Annotated in this window: 10 protein-coding genes and 1 pseudogene; 4 read left to right on the forward strand and 7 right to left on the reverse strand. The window is 65.3% G+C overall.

All coding sequences use genetic code 11. From position 1 onward, the window contains the following. Positions 1-97 precede the first annotated feature (97 nt). Positions 98-532 carry a TfoX/Sxy family protein gene (locus tag BDOA9_RS21545; protein WP_025036043.1) on the forward strand — a complete coding sequence of 145 codons (435 nt, stop codon included), beginning with the start codon at positions 98-100 and terminating at the stop codon, positions 530-532. Positions 533-637: 105 nt separating this feature from the next. Here the strand turns inward: BDOA9_RS21545 and BDOA9_RS21550 are convergent, their stop codons facing one another. The 3 genes and pseudogenes from BDOA9_RS21550 to BDOA9_RS21560 form a co-directional block, all read right to left on the reverse strand. Beyond that, complete coding sequence (locus BDOA9_RS21550) at positions 638-1,705, reverse strand: GGDEF domain-containing protein (protein WP_025036044.1); 1,068 nt, start codon at positions 1,703-1,705, stop codon at positions 638-640. Between the two features lie 165 nt (positions 1,706-1,870). Next, a pseudogene (locus BDOA9_RS21555) lies at positions 1,871-3,396 on the reverse strand (DEAD/DEAH box helicase). Between the two features lie 297 nt (positions 3,397-3,693). Further along, positions 3,694-4,659: a helix-turn-helix domain-containing protein gene (locus tag BDOA9_RS21560; protein WP_152033390.1), complete on the reverse strand. Its 966-nt coding sequence runs from the start codon at positions 4,657-4,659 to the stop codon at positions 3,694-3,696. 200 nt (positions 4,660-4,859) lie between these two features. Between BDOA9_RS21560 and BDOA9_RS21565 the strand changes: the two genes are divergently transcribed. From BDOA9_RS21565 to BDOA9_RS21575, 3 genes are all read left to right on the forward strand, one after another. Continuing rightward, positions 4,860-6,386 carry a caspase family protein gene (locus BDOA9_RS21565; protein WP_025036046.1) on the forward strand — a complete coding sequence of 509 codons (1,527 nt, stop codon included), beginning with the start codon at positions 4,860-4,862 and terminating at the stop codon, positions 6,384-6,386. Positions 6,387-6,520: 134 nt separating this feature from the next. Beyond that, a complete protein-coding gene (locus BDOA9_RS21570) occupies positions 6,521-7,774 on the forward strand; it encodes an FAD-dependent oxidoreductase (RefSeq protein ID WP_192859595.1) in 1,254 nt (417 codons plus the stop codon). Between the two features lie 174 nt (positions 7,775-7,948). Further along, positions 7,949-8,710, forward strand: coding sequence for an outer membrane protein (locus BDOA9_RS21575; RefSeq protein WP_025036048.1), 762 nt, complete (start codon positions 7,949-7,951; stop codon positions 8,708-8,710). Between the two features lie 103 nt (positions 8,711-8,813). Here BDOA9_RS21575 and BDOA9_RS21580 read toward each other — a convergent pair whose 3' ends face one another. From BDOA9_RS21580 to parE, 4 genes are all read right to left on the reverse strand, one after another. After that, positions 8,814-9,584, reverse strand: a complete 771-nt coding sequence (locus BDOA9_RS21580) for an SDR family NAD(P)-dependent oxidoreductase (RefSeq protein ID WP_025036049.1) — start codon at positions 9,582-9,584, stop codon at positions 8,814-8,816. 20 nt (positions 9,585-9,604) lie between these two features. Then, the gene (locus tag BDOA9_RS21585; RefSeq protein WP_025036050.1) at positions 9,605-9,790 is read right to left on the reverse strand and encodes a hypothetical protein; all 186 of its coding nucleotides are present in this window, start codon (positions 9,788-9,790) and stop codon (positions 9,605-9,607) included. Between the two features lie 202 nt (positions 9,791-9,992). Further along, a complete protein-coding gene (locus BDOA9_RS21590) occupies positions 9,993-10,775 on the reverse strand; it encodes an outer membrane protein (RefSeq protein WP_025036051.1) in 783 nt (260 codons plus the stop codon). Between the two features lie 432 nt (positions 10,776-11,207). After that, positions 11,208-13,250 (reverse strand): DNA topoisomerase IV subunit B, encoded by a 2,043-nt coding sequence (gene parE / locus BDOA9_RS21595; RefSeq protein ID WP_025036052.1) that lies wholly within the window; start codon positions 13,248-13,250, stop codon positions 11,208-11,210. Between the last annotated feature and the right edge of the window lie 85 nt (positions 13,251-13,335).

Here is a 13,335-nt window from a genome sequence, read left to right on the forward strand (position 1 = left end):
ATCCAGACTGTCTCTGCCGAGGCAGCCTGGATTGGTTCGCTTCGCTCGCAATGACACCGGTGCTATGAATGCTGGCCTTCTCGCCAGGACGCTCTTCATGGACCGCGAATTCCTGATCGACCTGTTCGCCGATTTCGGCCCGGTCACCATCCGAAAGATGTTTTCCGGCTACGGCATCTCCGCCGACGGCGTCAATTTCGCGCTGTCGCTGCGCGCCGGCCTGTTCTTCCGCGCCGACGACACCACCATTCCCGACTTCGAAGCCGAGGGCTCGAAGCCGTTCCAATATTCGACCCGCGCCAAGACCGTGGTGGTGAATTCCTACTGGGAGCTGCCCGCGCGCCTGTTCGATGATTCCGCGGAGCTTGCCCAATGGGCGAGGGCGGCGCTCGCCGCCGCCCAGCGTGCCAAGGTGAAGAAGCGGCCGAAGGCGAAGAAGGTAGCAGGCAAGCCGGCGAAGAAGCTCGCGCCGAAGAAAGCCGCAGCGAAGAAGCGGTCGGCCCATAAGGCCGCCAAGAAGTCGGTGCGGTAGGGTGGGCAAAGCGAAGCGTGCCCACCATTGGGGATAACCGTGTTGAAGAGATCGTGGGCACGGCGCTTGCGCGCCTTTGCCCACCCTACGGCAGCTGACGAAAATCTATGCCACCCGGCTGTGGCTCTCGATCGCGAATTCCGGATCGGCTTCGCAGATCACGCGGTTGCGGCCGTTGCGCTTGGCGGCGTAGAGGCAGGCGTCGGCGCGCTCGATCAGCGCGTCTGTGTCGTCGCCCTCCCTCAGCATGGAGACGCCGACGGAGATGGTGACGCGGCCGAGGATCTCGCCGGTGGATTTCTTCTTCAATTCCTTTGCCATCACGGCGCGGCGGATGTGATCGGCCACCGTGAGAGCCTGGCGCATCGCGGTGTTGGGCAGCACCACCGCGAATTCCTCGCCGCCGTAGCGCGCGGTGACGTCCTGGCCCTTGATGGTCTGCTTGAGCGAAAGGCCGACGAGCCGCAGCACCTGGTCGCCGGTGAGATGGCCGTAGGAATCGTTGAACGACTTGAAGTGATCGATGTCGAACAGCAGCAGAGACAGCGGCTCGCCCGAGGCGAGCGCGCTCTGCACGGCCATGCCGATCATGCGGTCGAAATATTTGCGATTCCCGAGGCCCGTGAGCGGATCGGTCAGGCTCTCGGCGCGGATCGCCTCCAGGCTCTGCTGGAGATTGCTGATCTCGTTCTTCGACAGCGTCAGCCGGTCTTCCAGCGCCTTGTTGGTCTCGCGCATCTCGCTGGTCGAGCGCAGCAGCGCCTCGACGATCGCCCTGATCTGGTCGCGGCTCTCGGCCGACGACAGTTTCTCGGTCGCACCCGACAGGCTGGTATCGTACGCCCCGGTCATGCCGAGCGCCTCGCCCAGCACCTTCACCACGTCGTCGATCTCGCCGACGACGCGCGCGCCGACCTTGTCGATGCGGTCGGTAGTCTTGATGTGGGAGAGATAGGTCTCGTAGATCTGCTCGAGATCGGCCTCGGTCAGCTTGCCGCTGCGCGCCAGCGTCTCATTGATGATCTTGTTGAGCGGTGCGTTGTAGCCGGTCGCGTAGACGTACCAGATCTCGTAGTTGCGGGGAATGGCGGTCTGCCTGAGCGATCGGATCTGACCGAGCGCCACCTCGGCGAACGCCATCGTGCGTTCGTGTTCGTCGAGCACCTTGATCACTGAACATCCCCACAGCGGCCGACGCGCCCTCGACCGCAGCAATCCTTAAATTATGTTCGTAGGCTAACGGACGATCATGAACGCCCCGTAAATATACGTCCACGAGGCATCCAAAAAATTGCAAAGTGAGGTTTTTCAACCGAAATGGGCTGGTGCCGGCGCGCTTCAGGCGCCGGCGGGGGAACGAACCGGCCGCAGCAGAAACGCCGGCAGATGCGAGTGATCGCCCGGCTCGGTATCGACCTCGCGCTGGCGGCGCGGCTCGGGCCGGCCGATCGAGGGCACATGCGACGAATTGGCTTGCGGGCGCGCGGCGTGACGCGGCTCGGAGGATTGCCGGGTTTCGCGTGGAGGCCTTGCCTCGCGCGCAGGCCTTGCCTCGGCGGCGGGCCGTGCTTCTGTCGAATGCCTTGCCTCGCCACGTGCCTCGCGCGGCTCGTGGCTGCGTTCGCGGTCATGACCGCGTCGCTCGCCGCGCTGCGGCTTGCCGCGTCCGCCGCGTGAACGCTCGCGGCCGCGCTGTTCGCGCGGACGCTCGCCCTGTTCGCCCGCTTCGGCGTGGACGTCATAGTCGCCCTCGGCGCGCGGAATGCTCTGGCCGATCAGCTTCTCGATCGCTGCCATCGACTTCTGGTCGAGCGGTGTCACGATCGAGATCGCGGTGCCGGTTCGCCCTGCGCGGCCGGTGCGGCCGATGCGATGGACGTAGTCGTCGGCGTGATGGGGAACGTCGAAATTGAAGACGTGACTGACCTCGGGAATGTCGAGGCCGCGGGCGGCGACGTCGGAGGCGACGAGGAGGGGCAGCTCACCCTTGCGGAACTGGTCGAGCGCGGCCATGCGGGCCGGCTGGTCCATGTCGCCGTGCAGGGCGCCGACGCTGAAGCCGTGCTTCTGCAGCGATTTGTGAACGATCGCGACCTCGCGCTTGCGATTGCAGAAGATGATCGCGTTCTTGAGGTCCTTGGCTTCGCGCAGCAGGCGGCGAAGCAATTCGCGCTTCTCGTGCGCCTCGCGGCCGGCGGGCACCTGGGCTTGCGTGACGGTGACGGCGGTCGTGGCGGGCCTGGAAACCTCGACCTTCTGCGGATTGTGCAGGAAGGCTTCGGTGATGCGCCGGATTTCCGGCGGCATGGTCGCAGTGAAGAACAGGGTCTGCCGCGTGAAGGGAACGAGCTTGCAGATGCGCTCGATGTCAGGGATGAAGCCCATGTCCAGCATGCGGTCGGCTTCGTCGATGACGAGCAGCTCGACGCCGGTGAGCAACAGGCCGCCGCGCTCGGTATGGTCGAGCAGGCGGCCGGGGGTGGCGATCAGCACGTCGACACCGCGCATCAGCTTGGCATCCTGGTCGCCGAACGAGACGCCGCCGATCAGGAGGGCGACGTTGAGTTTCTGGCCGGCGCCGTAGCGGTCGAAGTTCTCCTTCACCTGGGCCGCCAGCTCGCGGGTCGGCTCGAGGATCAGCGTGCGCGGCATGCGCGCCCGGGCGCGGCCCTTTTCGAGAATCGTGAGCATCGGCAGCACGAAGGCCGCGGTCTTGCCGGTGCCGGTCTGGGCAATGCCGAGCACATCCTTGCGTGCGAGGACGTGGGGGATCGCCTGTTCCTGAATGGGGTGGGGGTGGTGTAACCGGTGGCCGCCACTGCGGCGAGGACTTTTTCGGACAGTCCGAGATCTGAAAAGGACATTGAGCCTCTGGTCGAAACCGCCGTTCGGAATCGAGGGTAATAAGGCTGTCGCGTTCCACCCCGAAACGGCGCGCTCTCGAAGAAGCTGGGGGTGCTGACTCACGCGAACACAGCGCAAGGCTCAGGAATCGCTCTTCGATCTGAGCCGCGTCGATCCGGAACATAGGCGGGAATTGGCCAAAGTCAATGGAGCGGGCGCGGGAAGAGCCTAAAAAACCTGAGGTTTTTGCTCAAATCATGGGCGCTTCTGGGGTTTTCCCCGAGCCCCTCAACCGGCCGCCAGCGCCGAGACAGCAGCTAACGCCCGTCCGTCCCCTTGGCCCGGAAGTCGCCGGGGGCCATGCCATAGGCGGCGTTGAACACCCGGTAATAGGTCGCGAGGCTCTCGAATCCGCACGAGGCTGCGATATCAGCGATCAGCCGGTCCGGCGTCTCGCGCAGCAGCTTCCGGCTCTGTTTCAGGCGCTCGTCGGTCACCGTCTGGGAAAAGCTCTTCTCCGCCATCTCGAACAGCATGTGCAGGTGACGCACGGAGACGCCGAGCAGGTCGGCCACCATGGCCGGCGCGAGATTGGGATCCTGAAGGCGGCGCGCGATCAGCCGCCGGGCCTGCGAGAGGCGGGCGGTCCGCAGCGCGGCCTGTCCCCGACGGCTGCCCGGCCGCACGACGCCGCGCTCGATCAGCGCCAGGTGGGCCAAAGCCTGGACCAGGGAGGACTGGACGGTCGAGGCCGCATCGTCCGCGCCGATCTCGTCGAGATCGGCAAAGCAGGCCGCGAGCAGGGGCGCCAGGGCCTGATCGTTGAAGGTCCGGGGCGCAAGCTCACGCAGGCGCTTGTCCTGCACCGGCATGCTGCTCACGGGGATCTTGAGGATTCGCAGGTGGAAACCCCCGCTGCCCAGCGGGGCGGTACGGTAGGGCAGGTCGGTATGGCTGGTCGCGAAGCTGCCATTGGCAATCGCAAACTCGCTTGTGCGCATGCCGCCGAACCAGCCGCCGCTGCCGAGCTGCTGGTAGACGCAGATCGCCTCACCCGGGGCGTAGGCGATGTCCGATGCGCTGCGCTCGACCGCGTAGGGCGAGGCCTTCAGCTCGACGAGGCCGGCGCCACCCACCCGACGCAGCGAGAACTCGCCGAAAAAATCCGCGCGCCGTTCCCGCGCGAGCTCGGCGGTGACGCCGAACAACCCCTTGGCGCGCACCTCGCGCCAATAGTCGAACCGGTCCCTCGGGTCGACCTCGTCCGTACACCAGTGCAACACGGCAGTCCCTCGCTTGCGGCGAAATTGTCCAAAAGGAAACAGATTCCCGCGGAATCGGCCATAGTCGGATCGTCCAATGGAAGCCCGGGTTCCTTGAACCGTGGTCAGGCCTGGGCCGACTATCACACAGCGGCAGGGGGTCCCATCGACTGCCGCTCGAAGATCGGCGGCAGGGCCGGTTCTGCAACAGGAATTTTGCGATGACGCGTCGGCTTTTCAGAATTCTGGCGGCCCTTGGCCTCGCGGCGGGCCTGAGCGGTTTCGCAGCGCCCGCTCTCGCCGAGAAGCGCGTCGCGCTCGTCGTCGGCAACAACGATTACAAGAACGTGCCGAAGCTGCTCAAGGCCGTCAACGATGCCCGCACCATGGGGGATACGCTGAAGCAGCTCGGCTTCTCGGTGATGGTCGCCGAGAACCAGAGCCGGCAGCAATTCTCCGAGACGCTGCTCGCCTTCGACAAGGCGATCGAGCCCGGCGACACCGCGTTCTTCTTCTATGCCGGCCACGGCTTCGAGATCGCCGGCCAGAACTATCTGCTGCCGACCGACGTGCCGGCCGCGACCGAAGGGCAGGAAGAGCTGGTGCGCGACGCCTCGATCCTCGCCGACCGCATCGTCGAGCGCCTGCAGAACAAGAAGGCGCGGACCTCGATCCTGGTGTTCGACGCCTGCCGCAACAATCCGTTCGAGCGCAAGGGCACCCGCGCGGTCGCCGGCGCCGGCGGGCTTGCGCCGATGACGCAGCTGCCGGAAGGCGTGTTCTCGGTGTTCTCCGCAGGGCCCCGCCAGACCGCGCTCGATCGCCTGTCCAACGACGATGCCAATCCCAATTCGGTGTTCACGCGCACCTTCGCCAAGGAGCTGCTCAAGCCCGGCGAGAACCTCGTGCAGGTGGCGCAGCGCACCCGCCGTGCCGTCAGCGAGCTGGCCGACACCGTGAAGCACCGGCAGGTGCCCGTCTATTTCGATCAGATGGTCGACGACGTCTTCCTCAGCGGCCTCGCCAAGGATGCCGTCGCGGATGCCGTCGCGCGTTCCGACGATCCGCCTCCCACGAAGCTTGCGGCGCTGCCGCCGGTGTCGGTGCCGAAGATGCCCAAGGAAGAGACTCTCAACGCGCCGATCGCGAGCTTCTCGCGGCACAATGGCGGCTGGAGCGTGACCTTCTCGTTCGCCGATCCGACTCTCGGCATTTCCTGGCGCATGGCAGGCCAGAGCGATTTCCGCGAGACCGGCTTCATCGACACGCTCGATCCGCGCACGCGCAAGCGTATGCCGAACCCGTCGATCGAGCTGCCGCCGGATGCTGTGGCCGGCACCATCGAGGTCCGCTACGTCGATCAGTCCGGCGACATGCAGGGCCCGTTCCCGATCAGGTTCGATCCCGAGGCCGCGCTGATCCGCGACCAGCGCAAGATCCTCGACATGACCTCGACGAGCTGGCTGTCGTTCCGCGAGTTCAACGGGCTGCTCGTCTATTACACCCACCTCGTCTCCTACCGTTGCGCCATCCGCGAGGTGCGCATCGGCGTCGACACCGCCGTGCCCAACCAGGTCCTGAAGATGCCGCCTTGCGACATGCGCGATCCCAGCGCGGTCAGCGCCGGCATGCCGCTCTACATGAAGCTCGCGCCAAGCACGAAATCCGTTTCGGTCGAGCTGACCTATCGCGACGGCAGCGTGTCGGAGATCAAGAGTTTTCGGAGCGCGAACCGGAGCAATAATTGAGATCCGACACCCGCGCGACCGGAGCCCTGGCGTGATCTGACGCCGCCGAGCAATTTGAGGCTGTCATCGATCCGAACCGGCGTTACAATCACGGGCATGTCTCGATCGATACTCGGCTCGCGGATCGTGGTGCAATGACATCCGAGCAGCAATCGCGCCGGACCATGAAAGTCCGCTGCTGCATCGTCGGCGGGGGACCTGCCGGCATGATGCTCGGCTATCTCCTGGGGCGGGCCGGCATCGACGTCGTGGTGCTGGAGAAGCATGCGGATTTCTTCCGCGACTTCCGCGGCGACACCGTGCATCCCTCGACGCTTCAGGTGATGGACGAGCTCGGCCTGATCGACGGCTTCCTCAAGCTGCCGCATCAGCGCCTGCAAAAAATGGATGGCTTGTTCGGTGGCACGCCGGTGCGCATTGCCGATCTCAGTCGCCTCCATACCAAATACCCCTTCATCGCCTTCATGCCGCAATGGGACTTCCTGAACTTTCTGCGCGAGGCCGGCCGCCGCTTCGCCTCGCTCGAGGTGATGATGAGCGCGGAGGCGGTCGATCTGATCCGCCGCGGCGAGACGATCGCCGGCGTGCGGGCGAAGACGGGCGACGGCATCATCGACATCGAAGCCGATCTCACCATTGCCTGCGACGGCCGGCATTCGACGGTTCGCGAACGCGCCGGCCTCAACGTCGAGGAGATCGGTGCGCCGATGGACGTGCTCTGGTTCCGCGCCGGCCGCAGACCCGACGAGACCGAAAACGTGTTCGCGCGGGTCGAGCCCGGCAAGATGATGATCACCTTCGACCGCGGCGATTATTGGCAGTGCGCCTATGTCATCGCCAAGGGGCAGTACGAGGCGGTGAAGGCGAGGGGACTATCGGCGCTGCTCGACGACGTCGTGCGCATGGCGCCGATCCTCCGCTCCGGCATCGCCGAGGTGAAGAGCTTCGACGACGTCAAGCTGCTCACCGTGGCGATCAACCGTCTGGTGCGCTGGACGCAGCCCGGCCTTTTGTGCATCGGCGACGCCGCGCATGCGATGTCGCCGGTCGGCGGCGTCGGCGTCAATCTCGCCGTGCAGGATGCGGTCGCGACCGCGAACCTGCTGGCGGACAAGCTGCAGCATGGCTGCCCGTCCGAGCACGAGCTCGATGCCATCAGGCGCCGTCGCGGGTTTCCGGTGAAGATGACGCAAGCAATGCAGGTCATCGTGCAGAACAACATCATCAGCGGCGCGTTGCAGGGCGGCGATCGGCCGCTGAAGGTGCCGCTGGTCGTTCGTCTCATCACCGCGCTGCCATGGTTGCAGGGCATTCCGGCGCGCCTGCTTGCGCTCGGCGTGCGGCCCGAGCACGTGCATTCGCGGGCCGTACCGCAATCCCCGGCGTAGGACTTCGGTAGGGATAACGCCGCGTGAAATTGCGCCCGGCGCGTTGCGCGGCTGCAACAGCGCCGCCGGATTCACGGCGCGGTCCGCGTTCAACCGCCGCGTTAACCGTGTTGATTTCAATTTTAGTAAGAGCCTGATGTGACCGTGCGCCCATCCAAGGACACGGGGTGTACCATGCGTAATAAGTTGATTGCCGCCTTCGCCTGCACGACCGCTCTGGTTTCGACGGGTGCAGCCTCCGCCGCCGATCTCGGTGCGCGCTACACGAAGGCGCCCGCTTATGTCGAGCCGCTGTTCAACTGGACCGGTTTCTATGTCGGCGGCCACATCGGCGGCGCATGGACCAACGAGCAGTTCATCAACAACGGCACCGGCGCGGCGTTCGGCGATCTGCTGCCGGGAGAAGGCTATCGCCAGCGCAAGTCGGGCGTCATGGGCGGCGCGCAGATCGGCTACAACTGGCAGGCCAACAATTACGTGTTCGGCGTGGAAGGCACGATCTCGGGTCTCGACAACAAGGGCTCGTTCGTCAACACCGCATTCCCGCCGGCGAACGACGTGTTCTCCTGGCGCGCCAATGTGCTGGCGACGATCGTCGGTCGCGCCGGCTTTGCCGTGCAGAACAACCTCTTCTACATCAAGGGCGGCTACGCGGGTGTCAACAACCGGCTCTCGGTCACCGATCCGGTGGTGACAGGAACCGGCGGTCAGACCCACTGGCACAACGGCTGGACCGTCGGCGCCGGCTGGGAATACGGCGTCACCCGCAATTGGATCGTCGGTCTCGAATACAATTACGCGGCCTTCGTCAGCCAGACCTATCAGCTCGGCGGCACGGCGGGCAACTACACCTTCGATACCAAGCCGCGAGACATTCAGTGGGCCGTGGTGCGCGCGAGCTACAAGTTCGACGCGCCGGTCATCGCCCGCTACTGAGCACGTCGACGCAACGCGACCAACGATCAAGAAAATCACTGCTCAAATTCAAAAGCCCCGGCCTTGTCCGGGGCTTCTTTTTGCGTCGTTGGCCGGCGGGCACTCAGGCCATCACCGAGAATCCGCCGTCGACCGGGATCGCCGTGCCGGTGACGAAATTCGACGCGGGCGATGCCAGGAACACGGCGATGCCGGCGAAGTCGTCGATGTCGCCCCAACGCCCCGCGGGCGTGCGCGCCAGCACGCGCTCGTGCAGCCCCGAGACCTGCTGCCGCGCGCCGCGGGTGAGATCGGTGTCGATCCATCCCGGCAGGATGGCATTGACCTGGATGTTGTCGGGCGCCCAGGCATTGGCGCAGGCGCGGGTGTACTGCACGATCCCGCCCTTGCTGGCGGCATAGGCGGTCGCGAAGCTCGCGCCGAAGATCGACATCATCGAGCCGATGTTGATCACCTTGCCGTTGCCGGACGCCTTCAGCGCCGGATAGGCCAGCTTCGAGCACACGAAGGCGCTGGTGAGGTTGGTGTCGATCACCTTGTTCCACTCGTCGAGCTCGAGCTCGTGCGGCGGCTTGCGGATGCTCATGCCGGCATTGTTGACGAGGACGTCGATGCGGCCGAACTCCTTGACGACGCGGTCGATCATGGCTGCGACCGCCGCCTTGTCGGTGACGTCGGTGGCGACGGCGATCGCCTTCACGCCGCGCTGCTTGAGATCGGCCACGGCGGCGGCGGACTTGGCCTCGTTGCGTCCGACCACGGCGATATCGGCGCCGGCATCGGCCAGGCCGCGCGCCATGCCGAGCCCGATGCCGCCATTGCCTCCCGTGACGATCGCGACCTTGCCGCGGAGATCGAACCGGCTGGATGTCATGCTCTCATTCCCTGGTTTCTTTATTGGTTGCTCTGCCAGATCAGCACCAGCCCGAACCCGGCCATGGCTGCGCCATAGCCGGCCCATTGCAGCTGGTTGACCATGAAGCTCGATCGCGGCCACGGAACCGTGCCCGTGCCCTGTCCGATCCAGAGCAGCCCGAGAGCGGTTGCAAACAGGCCTGCCACCAGCAGAAATCTGCGCATGCCTTCCTCCCATCGGTCCGCTTCTGTCGCGCGCGATGATGAAGGATCCCCGGCGCCGAAAGCTTGGGCCCACAGTAACCGTAGCTTCGGTGTGGATACAATGCCGGCACTGGTGCAAGCAGCCGGCGGGAAGGGAGCGCGTCCCCAACAACGAAAAAGCCCCGGCGATGCCGGGGCTTTGACGCTTGATCGTGAGATCAGATCAGTACTTCGCGACGACCGGACCGGTCCAGTTGAAGCGGTAGACCAGCGAGGTCGAGATCGTCTGGTTCCAGCTGTTGGCACGGACGCTGTTCACGAGCGGCACGTTGCCGGCATCGAGGATCTCGGTCTGGGTCTTGGCATCGTAGAAGGCCGAACGGTACTCGGTCTTCATGAACCAGCCGGGTGAGGTGACGCCGAAGATGTTCAGGCTGTTCTCGACGCCGCCGCCGATGAACCAGCCATGACGATCGTAGCCGTTGAGGTGAACGCCGGCCGGGGTACCGCCGAGCGTCGTGAAGTTGGTGCGGCCGAAGTGAGCGCCAGAGTAACCGCCGTTGACGTAGGAGAGAACGTTCGGAGCGACCAGCCAGCCGAGGCGGACGCCTGCAGCCCAGGAGGTTTCCAGCTTCTGGCTGCCGGTGAGGCCGAAGATCGGATCCTGGATGGTGGCGCGGATGCTGCCGAACTGACCGTCAGCGAACACACCGGCGACCCAGGTGCCGCTGAACTGCCAGTCGTAACCGGCGCCAACCGTGCCGAACCAGCCGGAGCCGCCCTGACGCTGCGTGATCGTCAACGGGGTGCCGGTGGCCGTGTCCACAATGCTCTGGTCGGCATTCGAGAGGCCGCCGCCGCCGCCGCCGAACACGTAGAAGCCGGTCCAGTTCGCGACGGGCGCCGGCATCGGGGCCTTCGCATAGGGACGGGCAGCCAGGTCGGCAGCCGAGGCCGAGCCGGTCATCGCGGCGATCGCGGTCAAAGCGAGCAAAGTCTTCTTCATCTTAAATCCCCAAACCTTGTAGGCGCGAGCGCACTGAAGTCCGTGTCATCTGATGCCCGAACTATAGACGGTTCTCGCCGAAATGCTGTTGCAGGGCAGGCACAGTCGCCGGAAAACGCCGGTGCGGGTGTGTTTGCGGCGTCGTCGCGGAAATCTAGAATATCTGAGATATTTCAGAGAGTTGAGCGAATTTAGGTGGCTCGAATTTTGGTAACGTCTCGTTAGTGAATCCGGCCTTGTCCGAAATGAAGGCAATCCGGCCTCGGCCGTTGCATCCCTGAGTCGCTGGCCGAGTCGCATCGAGACGATCCGGGAATCAACGAAATGCCGGCAGCGCAGCGGTAGGCCGGCCGGATCGGCGGCCGCTCCTCAAACGACACAGCCCCGGCTTGGGCCGGAGCTGTGTTGGCGTGCGGCCGGCTTGGTGCCGCCTTATACGTCCAGCAGCTCGTCGCTGGCGAACTCGGCCTTGTCCGAGATGAACGCAAAGCGCGCCTCGGCCTTGGTGCCCATCAGCCGCTCGACCGAATCCGCCGTGGTGTCGCGGTCGTCGGCCAGCAGCACCACCTTGAGCAGGGTCCGCCTGGCCGGGTCCATGGTGGTCTCCTTGAGCTGCGCCGGCATCATCTCGCCGAGACCTTTGAAGCGGTTCACCTCGACCTTGGCGTTGGCGTTGAACGCGCTCTTGAGCAGCGCCTCCTTGTGGGCGTCGTCGCGGGCGTAGACCGACTTGGAGCCGTGGGTCAGCTTGTAGAGCGGCGGCACCGCGAGGAAGAGATGGCCTTCATCGATCAGCCGCGGCATCTGCCGGTAGAAGAAGGTGATCAGCAGTGAGGCGATGTGGGCGCCGTCGACGTCGGCGTCGGTCATGATGATGATGCGCTGATAGCGCAGATCCTCTTCGCGATATTGCGCGAGCGTACCGCAGCCGATCGCCTGCACGAGATCCGAGAGCTGCGCGTTCGCCGTCAGCTTGTCCTTGCCGGCGGACGCGACGTTGAGGATTTTTCCGCGCAAGGGCAGTACGGCCTGCGTCTTGCGGTCGCGCGCCTGCTTGGCGCTGCCGCCGGCCGAGTCACCCTCGACGATGAACAGCTCGGAGCCTTCGGTGCCGGCATCGGTGCAGTCGGCGAGCTTGCCGGGCAGGCGCAGCTTCTTGCCGGCGGTCTTGCGTGCGGTCTCCTTCTCCTGCCGCCGCCGCAGCCGCTCCTCGGCGCGGTCGATGACGAAATCGAGCAGCCTGTTGGCCATGTTCGGATTGCCCGACAGCCAATGGTCGAACGGGTCCTTCATCGCCTGCTCGACGATGCGCTGCGCTTCGGCGGTGGCGAGGCGATCCTTGGTCTGGCCCTGGAATTCAGGCTCGCGCACGAACACCGAGAGCATCACGGCAGCGCCCACCATCACGTCTTCCGAGGTGACGGAGGCCGCGCGCTTGCCCTGGCCGACGCGCTCGGCGTGATCCTTCAGGCCGCGCAGCAGCGCGCTGCGCAGGCCGGATTCATGCGTGCCGCCGTCCGGCGTCGGCACGGTGTTGGTGTAGGAGGAGAGGAAGCCGTCGGCATCGGCGGTCCAGGCCACCGCCCATTCGCAAGCGCCATGCGCGCCGTTGCGCCCCGACTTGCCGGAGAAGATGTCGGGATGCACCAGCGTGTCGGCGTGGATCGCGGCAGCGAGATAGTCCTTGAGCCCGCCCGGGAAGTGGAATGTCGCTTCCGCCGGCACGTCCTCGATGCCCTTGAGCAGCTCGGGTGCGCAATTCCAGCGGATCTCGACGCCGCCGAACAGGTAGGCCTTCGAGCGCGTCATCTTGAACAGCCGCTGCGGCTTGAACGCGGCCTTGGCACCAAAGATGTCGGTGTCGGGCTTGAAGCGCACGCGCGTGCCGCGGCGGTTGTTGACCTTGCCGAGATCCTCGAGCTTGCCCTTGGGGTGTCCGCGCTCGAACGTCATGCGGTAGAGCTTCTGGCTGCGCGCGACCTCGACCTCGAGACGGGAGGAGAGGGCGTTCACCACCGAGATGCCGACGCCGTGCAGGCCGCCCGAGGTCTCGTAGACCTTGCTGTCGAACTTGCCGCCCGAATGCAGCGTGCACATGATGACTTCGAGCGCCGACTTCTTCGGGAATTTCGGATGCGGGTCGACCGGGATGCCGCGGCCGTTGTCTGTCACGGTCAGGAACCCGTCAGCGCTGAGCTCGACTCCGATGAAGGTCGCGTGCCCGGCCAGCGCTTCGTCCATCGAGTTGTCGATGACCTCGGCGAACAGATGATGCAGCGCCTTCTCGTCGGTGCCGCCGATATACATGCCGGGCCGGCGGCGCACCGGTTCCAGGCCTTCGAGCACCTCGATGTCGGCGGCCGTGTAATCGGCTTCCCCGCCGCTTCCGCGCGGCGCCGCCTTGGCGGCGCGGGGTTTCGGCTCGTCGCCGCCGAAAAAATCGTCTTTTGCTTTGGGCTTCAACTGCTTGGACATATGTCTTGATAGCTTCTGAGGGCCGCAGGGGCGGCGAATCGGTTGGTGCCGACTATGCCACTTCTGACTTGGAAAGGTTACCGCA

The organism is Bradyrhizobium sp. DOA9 (assembly GCF_000617845.2).
In the GTDB taxonomy this organism is placed as follows: Bacteria; Pseudomonadota; Alphaproteobacteria; order Rhizobiales; family Xanthobacteraceae; genus Bradyrhizobium.

Bases quoted from the DNA above. Each gene is read 5' to 3' on its own strand.
- BDOA9_RS21545 (WP_025036043.1), top strand. From the start codon at position 98: ATGGACCGCGAATTCCTGATCGACCTGTTCGCCGATTTCGGCCCGGTC.
- BDOA9_RS21565 (WP_025036046.1), top strand. From the start codon at position 4,860: ATGACGCGTCGGCTTTTCAGAATTCTGGCGGCCCTTGGCCTCGCGGCG.
- BDOA9_RS21570 (WP_192859595.1), top strand. From the start codon at position 6,521: ATGACATCCGAGCAGCAATCGCGCCGGACCATGAAAGTCCGCTGCTGC.
- BDOA9_RS21575 (WP_025036048.1), top strand. From the start codon at position 7,949: ATGCGTAATAAGTTGATTGCCGCCTTCGCCTGCACGACCGCTCTGGTT.
- BDOA9_RS21580 (WP_025036049.1), bottom strand. From the start codon at position 9,584: ATGACATCCAGCCGGTTCGATCTCCGCGGCAAGGTCGCGATCGTCACG.
- BDOA9_RS21585 (WP_025036050.1), bottom strand. From the start codon at position 9,790: ATGCGCAGATTTCTGCTGGTGGCAGGCCTGTTTGCAACCGCTCTCGGG.
- BDOA9_RS21590 (WP_025036051.1), bottom strand. From the start codon at position 10,775: ATGAAGAAGACTTTGCTCGCTTTGACCGCGATCGCCGCGATGACCGGC.
- parE (WP_025036052.1), bottom strand. From the start codon at position 13,250: ATGTCCAAGCAGTTGAAGCCCAAAGCAAAAGACGATTTTTTCGGCGGC.